The organism is Pirellulales bacterium, from assembly GCA_036499395.1.
Lineage (GTDB): Bacteria > Planctomycetota > Planctomycetia > Pirellulales > JACPPG01 > JACPPG01.
Genome location: DASYDW010000025.1, coordinates 1 through 7,818, shown reverse-complemented (window position 1 = coordinate 7,818; position 7,818 = coordinate 1). Strand labels below are relative to the sequence as shown.

Genomic DNA, 7,818 nt, shown 5'->3' with positions numbered 1-7,818 from the left:
CGCACGCACTCCTGGCTCAACCGCGCACGGCGCTTGTTGATCCGCTGGGAAAAGAAAGCCGCGAATTATCTGGGCCTGCTCCATTTTCAATTCGCTATCGTCGCCTTGAGAGCCGCCAAGGTTCTCGGATAGGCTTTTAGGCATTGTGTTCGCAAATGGCTACGATCCGCACAATGGCGAACAATTCCACCTATTTAACGCTGATTCCATTAATGGGACGTTTACGAACATCAACTTGCCCGCGCTCGATCCTGGCCTGCACTGGGACACTTCGCTCTTATATACGCAAGGGATCGTGCGGGTTTCGATCTCAGGAGACGCCAACGGCGATGGCATCGTCAATGGCCAGGACCTTGCGCTCGTGTCCAGTAGTTGGTTAAGCACCGGGACAAATTCCGCCGACGTCAACGGTGACAGCATCGTCAACGCCCAGGACCTCGCAACTATCTCCTCGAATTGGCTTTACAGTTACGATGCTGTAGGTCCCATTCCCGGCATCGCGACAGTTGTTCCCGAGCCTTCTGCCATTGGACTCGTCATTGCCGGACTGGTAAGTAGTGCCATCGCACTTCACCGGTCTCGACGTCGCCATCATTTACAATGAGCACCTTACGGGCCAAGGAAGATCCTCACATCGGGGCGGCACGCAAACCGTTCGCTAGTGCTGCACGGCATTAGGAGCGAATTATCAAGCATTCCGCTATTTCGCGAGTTCTCTTAGAGTAATGGGGCTCGTTGGCATTAATAAGAAGCGTGTCACATAAGATTCTCAGCTGACCGAGAATTGAATCCGCTGCGGAGCAGCGCGGAGGTGTCTGTAGCTTCTATTCGCTACGAATGTACCATTCGGTCAGGTAGCTGACAGGCGGGGATGCCCGCCTGACGTTCGTCAGCCAATTCGGCGAGGCAAGGGTGCATCAGCATAGTTCTCGAAAATACCTTTGCATTATCGGAGCACAGCGGCTGTCCTGACATCGTTGTATGGACGCATTCCAGCTATTCATGCGAGAATTGCCCCGACAGCGGAACCGTTAAGGTTTTACAAGGGATTTTCGGTAGTTTTTCCTAAAATGCCTCTCTCATGCTTGTGTCGATCAAGTCGCCATGCGACGCTTGGGTCAATTGGTTTCGTTGTCTCCTTTCCACTGCTTGTTAGAGGAGTGACCGAACATGACTCGCGTTTCATTCATTCGCACAATTGCATTTGCCGGGCTGGCATCGCTGGCCGGTGGGCAGGCGTTGTGCCGGGCGCAGGTGTGGGTGGTGCAGAGTCCGATTTCGCAACCGTATTGTTCGCCAACAGGGTGCCAGCCCCTCGCTTGTTCGGCGCCATGCCCAACATCCTGCTGTCCCACGACATGCGGCTATCCGACGACCGTCAATTACCCGACCATTGTCAACTATCCAACGACGGTCAACTATCCGACGGTGACAAGTTATCGGATTTCCGCATATTGCTCGCCGTCGGCCTGCCAGCCGACGACGGTCTGTTATCCGCCGGTGTCCTGTTGCCCGACGACTACCTGCTATCCGCCACCGGCGAAGCCGTGCTGCGGCGAAACGCCTAGCGGGTCGGGAACTTATGATCGTGGTGGGCCGGTGCAAGCGACGTCATATCGCCAGGCGAGTTCAAGGATGGTTCCCGTACGGGCGAATTACGGAAGTGATATTCAAAATGCTCCGCGTGCTGAAAATGCCGCAACAAGCCCGCTGCATTTTTTCCAGCAGAACGGTTTGAGCTATGCCACCGACCGAGCTACCGGAGCCATATATACGCTTCACGAGCCAACGGGCAGCTGGCGTCTAACCGGTGCCCCAATCGTGGCTGCCCGACGATAGGCATAAAGGCCCGGCGAGCTATTGCCGTATCAGGAGATCCTCTCCCTTCAGGGAGAGGATTTTTCTTGCGCCATGTTGGAGAACCTCGTCGGAATACGGAAGCTTATTTCCATCGAAAAAATGAATGATCGCAGGCGGGTCAAGGATGACTGACATCCACGTGACCGCAACTTGCTTTCTGACGCTCGATTAACGGATTAGCTGGGGGAAACTGATCGCCGGCCGTCAGCCCTTTGGCCTTGCCTCGACAATCGCGGGAAAATCCCCCTGATAAGAACAGGCGGTCAGCCTGGCTTCTCTAGTCGAAGGGCCGATTCTATCGACGCTTTGACTCATGTCATCGAGGCTAAAGATGATCGTTCCCGGATGTCCGAAAGTGCTTGGCGACTTAAACCGCTCTGGCAAGTCACGCCAGCGAGCGCTGCTACGCAGTACCCACAGAATGCCTTCCCAACAGGCTCGATCATCGGCCGGTGGACGACCTCCTTTGCGGCTGGACTTTGCGCCTCGGCAGGTGCGGCTTGATCCTCTCCTATTGCTCGTCAGTCACTTCGACATCGTGTCGCTTGGCCATCGAAAGTCTCCTTTGAATGACCGTCTTACTCCTCCCTGCGCGGCGTTTGAACCGCGGGTATCGCTAGCGCCGTAGTAAGGTGCATGAGCACTCCTGGCCCTGCGGCGGACTCGATGGTCCGACGTGTGATTGCCGTGAAACTCCTACGGGACGGGAAACTTCTCACGGAGGTCGTTGACCTATTATCTGTCAGCGTGTCGAGTATCAAACGCTGGAAGAAAGCTTTCCAGCAAGGCGGTTTGGCGGCGCTAGGCCTGCGGCCAATCCGATAGCCACTGCGAAGGCAAAGACTTATTATGGGAATGATCCAGAGGAGAGAAACCTGCATGTAACCCGATGTCCCAGGAGGCCCGTTATCTGCGTCTAATCTAAGGCGAGAATGCTGGCGCAGGAAGAAGTTGACGATTCCCATGGAAGGCAAAAAGGCAGCGACAAACCAAGCAACAAATAACATTGCAGCAAGCCGTATCAGGCGATCCCAATCGATCGTATCTCGACCAACTATCAACAAGATTGGGATGAAGCCAAACATGACCGAAAAGCTCGTTACGGCAAGTCGCCAAAAATGCTGTGCTTGTTCCATCGTAAATCGTTGTTCTACAAGCCACCGATCGAACGATCGTTGGTAACGTCGGTCTTCAAGCTCTTCCCGACGAATTCTCATCTCAGCCTCATCGCGATCTCGGAGCGCAATCGCACCTTGACGATTGACCGTGCTGATTATGCGCTGGTTGCATGTGAAATGACGAAACGAGGAAAGCGGTTCAATCCTGAGTAGATCGTGCGGAAGCTACGCATGGATCCCGGCACGGACTTGGCCGCCGTGCTTCACGCCTTGGAAGTCCGCCAGTCGATGTTCGGTCGCTGGCGCATCCAGTACGGCGGCATTAAAGGCCGAGGAACGCTGCTCGCACATGTTTGCAGTTGATTGGTGTCCGCAGACACTCTCAACGGCAACGCGACAATCTCGCATTGTCACGACCGCGGATAATAAACCTACCCCCCGGATGCTCGACTGTCGTTCTATGTTACACGACGCAGAATCTCGCGCGACTACGACATCGGCTCGCAGACTATGAATATTTGCAAATCTCGTATAGTTAATGTTGCTAAGAAATGATCTGTTGGTAGATTCATGACGAGATCAGAAGTGGTCTAGCCATCCTTCGCGGGAAATGAGTTCCAAGTGTGCTCTAAACGAGTGGGGGCTGATCGCGATTGGTGCGCCCTTTCAAAACCGACACCGGAGATCGCACATGACCAATGGATACCGCCCAGCCCCGTTGATGTGTCACCCGTATATTAAATGGCCGCTACCAGTTGGTATTCGGCCGCGGGCCAGCGTTGCGTGGCGGATTGCCGACCTATGCCGCGCGTACAACTTTCCCACGGGTCTTTCCGGGGGCGGCGTGATTGGAATTTTGGAGTTGGGAGGGAGTTGGACGCAGAGTGATCTCGATCAATTTTCCACGTTGAACGGGCTACCCAGAATTTCGGTTACGGACGTATCGGTCGACGGTGGCGGCCCGGGAGCGCCGGGGGCAGATCCGAATGCTGACGGTGAGGTCGCCCTCGACATTCAGGTAGCAGCAGCCGCGTACTTCTATGCTACGGGGCATATGCCTTCGATCAGAGTGTATTGGGCGCCGAATTCTTTCCAATCTTTTACCGCGGCGATTAATCGCGCTGCCTCTGATCAATGCGACGTGCTTTCGATCAGTTGGGGCTCGGACGAGGGCGCGTGGGAAACCGTTCCCATTTTAGCGAATGACATAGAGGCTTCTTCGGCCGCCGCAACCACCAACGGAATGGCAATCTTCGCTGCTGCTGGCGACAACAGTTCAAGCGATGGCGCGCCAGGAGCGAACGTGGACTTGCCCTCAGCTTGTCCGCACGTTGTCGGATGTGGCGGCACAACCAAAACAAGTTTCTCGGAGGTCGTGTGGGGAGACGGCCGTCCCGACGGAAGAGGTACTGGCGGCGGATATTCAGACATTTTTGGGCCGCAATCTTGGCAAATTAATGCTCCGCCCCGGACGACTCCTGGGGCCGGTGGCCGAATGGTGCCCGATGTGGCGGCGAATGCTGATCCGAATACGGGCTATCTTGTCGTGGTTAACGGAACTGAAGTGCAGATCGGCGGAACTAGTGCTGTCGCCCCGTTCTATGCGGGATTGTTTGCATCTTTTGGTCGAAGACTCGGCTGGGTAGCTCCCAAGCTTTGGCAGAACCCCAACGCTTTTGTGGACATTACCCAGGGATCGAACGGAAGTTACTTCGCGGCTATCGGGCCCGACCCATGCACCGGATTGGGAGTTCCTAACGGGACAGCGCTTCGCTCGCTGTTCTCAAGTGCGGCTAATAGTGGCCAAGCTTTCTTAAGCAATGTGCCAAATCTCAAGTTCGAGGCTAGCCCGCCTATCGACTCGATCTGTTCGGTTTATGCGATGCTCAAGCCAATCCTGCAAGTGATCATCGCCACCCCATTTCTACCTGCCAATTGGAAAGTTGTCGTAAACGAGTTCATGGGCATCATGGACACCATATGCAAGGCTGGAAATGCGGGAGTCGCACCGCAAGCGGCAGGATCCCTGGACGTGCAGGTGCAGGCGGCTGACAGTCAAGTAAGGTCAGGTCTGACTTCGTATCTACAATCACGATCCGCTGTTCCCGCAGGTCTGGACTTGGCAGGAATTCCCGGTCAGATCTGCCCGATCTATAAGAAGATCAAGCCAATCCTCAATGCCATTAAGGGCTTGTTACCCGCGACTTGGCGACTAGCGATCGAATTAGCTGAAGAAGCATTCGATCAAATCTGTGGCACGGCAGTTGGATCATAATTCGCACTCGGAAATATTGCGATCGACGATGATGTGCGCTGTACGCATCGCTCGGCGGCATTTTCCTTGTGGTGAGCTTCCGAAAAGCCCTGATACTGGAAACGACCATTCTTTTTTCTACAGAGGCCACAATGGCCGAAAGTGGTTCGATAGCACGTAACGAGCGATGATGGCAATACGAATAACAAACGGCAAGAAATGCCACGGCGTCTACAGATGATCCTCCTTCTCAAAGGGCAGTTACATGATCCAACCGTTTCAAGGCAGCAACCAATGTTTAATACTGCCTCCAGGGCCTACAGCCCACATCACGCCAGAATCTGCTTCGGACGACAGTGGCAGCGCGACTGTGCAACCGATGATCAGAATCAACTCCATAATTGGGCTTAGCCCGTTCTCTTTTACGTTCTTCAACAAGGGTGGTCCAGGTAATCTGATTCCAGGTCGGCCAACGACATTGAGCACAACCTATACCCGTCCCGCTGGGGCCGGCGTTTCGGTGATTCTCCAGACGTTTTCTGGGGCCTTTGTAACCGATGGCGGAGCACACCTGACTGAACGGCCGCTGGGGCAGTTTATGGTCACATTCGCTGTTAGCGGAAGCAATACACTGTCTTGCACTGTAATTCTGAGTGACTCTAACGGTGATGATCCGGTTCAAATCTTTGCAAACGGCGCACTGCTTTTCTTCAATTGATTTGACGCGCGAGTTCGTAGCGGCCGAGGAGAGGACTACTACTGATCGTGGCAACGATGATGGTTCATGGCAGTGTAAGCTTCGCAGAGAATTCTCAGACCGCGATTCTCGATATGGTTATACGCGGACGGTATTGATGCCCGCGTCGTCAATCTATCGGAAATTGCCGATCGAAAGACCTCTCGGTGAGTGGCCTGACTCGAGAACTCGGGGAAATTCAAGGTCTTCCGCCTGCCTGCCGGATGCGAGCATTTATCGAACGTTTTACGAGGAGTTTCCTGCTTCCTCACCGACGTTTCTGCGACTCGCCAAACGTCGCCTTGAGTCGGCAACGTCGTAACAATCACATGTTCATCTCGCTTTGCGCATACCATCGAGATGAGCGAACTCTAATGGATGCGTTATGTCCGTGAGGGGGGATCTGCTCGAAAACGGTGCTCTTCCCCCGAACCTGAGCGGTACCGAAAGAAAGTGGTGGCCCCCCCCCCCCACATGCAGGGCGAACTTCTCCGGCATCGGCGCGCGTCAAAGTGCATAGCGGCAGCTATGATGTGAGTGTCTGTAGTTAGACAGTGGTTCCAGGCACCGGACCGCTAACTGTCCTCTAACACTTTTGCTGGCGGCATCTTTTATACGCAGGAGGTTTCCTGTGAATAGACTCGAACGCTATTTTGGCGAGACTAACGACCAGGATGCTCGAGAACTCGCGATGGATATTATTAGGTTCTGTTTGGTAATGTATCGCATCCATTCCGAAGCCGGTGAACTAGATTGCGCGCGGTCCCTCGCCGAATTGGAACAAAAGGCAGTAGCATATTTATTGGCGCCGTAATGGGCAATCATGCCACCACACTTACACGCCAGAATCGTACAATCACGGCCTGGATTGAGCCGGCCGCACACGACAAACGAAAATGCAACGGATGCTGCGGCTGAATTGTCGAGTCGCCTGAGGCATTGGCGCTCAACGCAACGTCGGGGGACGTGTACGCCTGTTGCCGATGGACTACGACTTCGCGTCGCGGCGCCAGCGGAGGACGAAGACCGCATCTTCGGTCGCAGGCCCTAATGCTACCACTTATCGATCAGATAGTTGAAGTCGTCGATGGTCGTAAAGTCGTGGGTGATCGTACGGATTGGCAGTCGCGGTCTGCGGCTTGAATGCCATTCCGTTACTAATGGACTAGCCACGACGTTTCACCTGCCGGCATCGCTCAGCTGGTCAGACCCGCGAGTTCGTCTTGGAGTGGACCGCAGGAGGGCAATGCGATTCGATGAAAACGTTCGCCCTGGCAGTCATAGAACAAGACCGTGCCCTCAGCCGCATCCCAAATCGCTGAGAACTTCACCGATCGAAGCCCCTGCAGCGTGAAGTATAGGCCGCATGCTACGCCGTTTCTCGCAAGGGTTTTTTCGCGCAACTGAAAAGCTCCTGGCAGCAATTGCTGCCGATCGCAGATTGTCCGCTCGATCAAATTGCGAAGGTCGTCCAACGTTGAAATCGATGTAGCGCAATTGAGCATGATTGGCGAGAGCCCAAAGGTCCATGGATTTGCCCCAGGCGTTTGACGCCGGACGCCAGCCGGGGCTCGAACAGTTTATCGGCGGACTGGCAGCATGTCTTTGCTAGGAGTCTCCGCAACAGGCGTGGTGTCATCGCTAGCAATGCCGCGGGGACCATCAAAGCACAGATTCTGCAATCTCCGGTGACGGGTGCAGTGCTTGATGGTAGCGTCCGTCAAGTTGCGCACAATTGATTTTGGGTAGTGCCTGGAACTGGGTTGGTTCTCGTTGGTTTTAGTGTGCCTTTATTCCCCCTAGGGGGAATAAAAAGTTCGCCAGTTTACGCGATCGCTACTTCATCCGTG

At 54.6% G+C, this 7,818-nt stretch carries 6 protein-coding genes; 5 read left to right on the top strand and 1 reads right to left on the bottom strand.

What is annotated here, in order from left to right; translation table 11 throughout:
* From VGN12_05505 to VGN12_05495, 3 genes are all read left to right on the top strand, one after another.
* On the top strand, positions 1 to 132 hold a 132-nt coding region (locus VGN12_05505), incomplete at its 5' end, for an IS5/IS1182 family transposase (protein ID HEY4308889.1).
* Between the two features lie 13 nt (positions 133 to 145).
* Positions 146 to 604: a dockerin type I domain-containing protein gene (locus VGN12_05500; protein ID HEY4308888.1), complete on the top strand. Its 459-nt coding sequence runs from the start codon at positions 146 to 148 to the stop codon at positions 602 to 604.
* A 727-nt stretch (positions 605 to 1,331) separates the two neighbouring features.
* On the top strand, positions 1,332 to 1,568 hold the full coding sequence (locus VGN12_05495; GenBank protein ID HEY4308887.1) for a hypothetical protein: 237 nt from the start codon (positions 1,332 to 1,334) through the stop codon (positions 1,566 to 1,568).
* A gap of 496 nt (positions 1,569 to 2,064) precedes the next feature.
* On the opposite strand, the gene VGN12_05490 is transcribed toward VGN12_05495, so the two are convergent.
* Positions 2,065 to 2,385 (bottom strand): transposase, encoded by a 321-nt coding sequence (locus VGN12_05490; protein HEY4308886.1) that lies wholly within the window; start codon positions 2,383 to 2,385, stop codon positions 2,065 to 2,067.
* Between the two features lie 824 nt (positions 2,386 to 3,209).
* On the opposite strand from VGN12_05490, the gene VGN12_05485 reads away from it, so the two are divergent.
* Together VGN12_05485 and VGN12_05480 are read left to right on the top strand one after the other, a co-directional pair.
* Positions 3,210 to 3,341: a hypothetical protein gene (locus tag VGN12_05485; protein ID HEY4308885.1), complete on the top strand. Its 132-nt coding sequence runs from the start codon at positions 3,210 to 3,212 to the stop codon at positions 3,339 to 3,341.
* 328 nt (positions 3,342 to 3,669) lie between these two features.
* Entirely contained in the window at positions 3,670 to 5,253 is a 1,584-nt protein-coding gene (locus tag VGN12_05480; protein ID HEY4308884.1) for a S53 family peptidase, read from the top strand.
* The last annotated feature ends 2,565 nt before the right edge of the window (positions 5,254 to 7,818 follow it).

What these genes read in the sequence shown, in the direction of transcription:
- VGN12_05485 (HEY4308885.1), top strand. Translation starts at nt 3,210, where the DNA reads ATGGATCCCGGCACGGACTTGGCCGCCGTGCTTCACGCCTTGGAAGTC.
- VGN12_05480 (HEY4308884.1), top strand. Translation starts at nt 3,670, where the DNA reads ATGACCAATGGATACCGCCCAGCCCCGTTGATGTGTCACCCGTATATT.
- VGN12_05495 (HEY4308887.1), top strand. Translation starts at nt 1,332, where the DNA reads ATGCCCAACATCCTGCTGTCCCACGACATGCGGCTATCCGACGACCGT.